The following is a 1,725-nucleotide window of genomic DNA, read 5'->3' as shown; positions in this document are numbered from 1 at the left end:
GATCTCGTCCCCCGGCCCGGCAGCGGACGACACGGTGGGGTCGGCGGTGGTGGTCACGATGAGTCTCCGATCAGGTCAGGCAGCGCAGCAGCAGAGGAAGAAGGGGGTGGGGTGTCGGCCGGGAGCATCCGGACCGGCCGACACCCCGGCCTACCGGGGGTCAGGACTCGGGGGCGACCTCGTCGATCCACTCCACCGGGGGCGTCTCGGAGTCGACGAACATCGCGCCGAAAGTGACGGGCACCAGGTGCATCCCGTCCTTCACCCACGCGCTCTCGACGTTCTCGATCGAGGTGACGCGGTGCAGCATGGCCCAGCGCCCGAGGTTCCCGCCCGGCGCCCACCCGGCGACGACGACGGTCAACTCGTCCGGCAGCATCCCGTCCTGCCCGGGCTTGAGCGCCAGACGCTTGTAGCCCGTCCCCTCGGTGATGAACTCCTCGGGATCGTGGTTCAGGGCGATCGCGAGGTTCCACAGGCTCGCTTGCGCGATGTTGGTGGAGACCTGGATGTCCCGCTCGGTGATGCGGTACCCGACCGCGTCCGGGACCTGGTCCACGCGCATCGCGAAGGTTGATTGGTTGACGGTCTGGGTGAGGCCGCCGTCGGTGGCGCCGGCGTCGGTCCAGCCGTCCGCGGCGAGGAGGGGCTTACCGACGTCCTCGGGGTCCGGCATCGTGGCGACGCCGTACCGGCCGTACCAGAGCTGGCCGGGGCCGGCGAGGATCTCGGTCCTGTTGACGGTGGCGCGGGGTCCACTCATGATTCGGGGGCTCCGATCGGCTCGGGGGTGATGGTGGGGTCCCGGACCCAGTTCACGGCGAGGTCCAGGCGGTGCACGGCGTAGGAGGAGATGTCCTCGGTGTCCCGCCGCGGGAGGGTCTGGGGCCAGGCGCCGGTGACGCGGGCCCGGGCCCAGCCGGGGCGGGTGTCCAGCGGGGTGTTCAGGGCCTCCCCGTGGTCGCAGGCGTCGACCAGGCGCCAGGCGTTCCCGGAGGATGCGGCCCAGTTGGGGCGCAGCGTGTTGGGGTTCGCGCCGTAGGAGGCGAGTTGGAAGATCGAGGTGCGCAGGGGGACGCCGGGGTTCTGGGGGCCGGCGACATCGGCCTCGACGACGATGTAGCCGGTTTCGGCCCAGTCGGCGGGGTCAGTGGGGAGTTCCAGCCCGGCCGGGGGGCCGCCGGGGATGGCGAGGAGCCAGGCGACGGCGACCAGCTCGGAGGAGACGGTGGCGGCAGGCGTGCTCATTCCGCGCCCCCGCCCATGCTGGTGCTGGTGGTGCCGAGGGTGTTTCGGGGGGCGTTCCTGCGGGTGTACAGGGCCGGCCGCAGGTGGGGGCGGGGCTTCACGCCGGGGTGGCGGACGCGGCGCACGGGGTGGTCGGCTCCGGGCCACCACAGGGCGCGCTTCGTGCGCGGCACGATCGTGTAGGGGCGGGAGCCGAGCTCGACGGCGGCGCCGTAGGGCAGGTGGGACCCGATCCGCCGCACCAGCAGCCGGGGCTTTTCGATGATGTAGGAGTCGGCGAGGGCCCCGGTTTTGCGGGGGGCTGCGGCTCCGGCGTCTTCGGCGATGTCCCGGGCGAGGGGGCCGACGGCGCGGGCATCTGCTGCGAGGTCAACCCGGCGTTCCCAGCCGGGTGCCATGACGATGCGGACGCGCACCGGGCCCGTGGGCTGTGCCATCCGGGGGCCTCCTCTCCGCAGGGGGGGTTAGGGGTGGTGG

Annotated in this window: 3 protein-coding genes; all 3 read right to left on the bottom strand. The window is 72.8% G+C overall.

All coding sequences use genetic code 11. The annotated features are described in order from the left end of the window. Nucleotides 1–160: 160 nt before the first annotated feature. Genes FOE67_RS24875 through FOE67_RS24865 form a run of 3 tightly spaced genes read right to left on the bottom strand, consistent with a single transcriptional unit; the run spans nt 161 to nt 1,685 of the window. The gene (locus tag FOE67_RS24875) at nt 161–763 is read right to left on the bottom strand and encodes a hypothetical protein (RefSeq protein WP_182667068.1); all 603 of its coding nucleotides are present in this window, start codon (nt 761–763) and stop codon (nt 161–163) included. After that, nucleotides 760–1,248: a hypothetical protein gene (locus tag FOE67_RS24870; protein WP_182667067.1), complete on the bottom strand. Its 489-nt coding sequence runs from the start codon at nt 1,246–1,248 to the stop codon at nt 760–762. The genes FOE67_RS24875 and FOE67_RS24870 overlap by 4 nt, the downstream gene beginning before the upstream one ends. After that, on the bottom strand, nt 1,245–1,685 hold the full coding sequence (locus FOE67_RS24865) for an HK97 gp10 family phage protein (protein ID WP_182667066.1): 441 nt from the start codon (nt 1,683–1,685) through the stop codon (nt 1,245–1,247). Before FOE67_RS24865 ends, FOE67_RS24870 begins: the two co-directional genes overlap by 4 nt. Between the last annotated feature and the right edge of the window lie 40 nt (nt 1,686–1,725).

Source organism: Streptomyces calidiresistens (assembly GCF_014141525.1).
Taxonomy (GTDB): domain Bacteria; phylum Actinomycetota; class Actinomycetes; order Streptomycetales; family Streptomycetaceae; genus Streptomyces; species Streptomyces calidiresistens.
The sequence above is the reverse complement of the archived record's forward strand: the minus strand, read 5'-3'. Positions and strand labels throughout refer to the sequence as shown.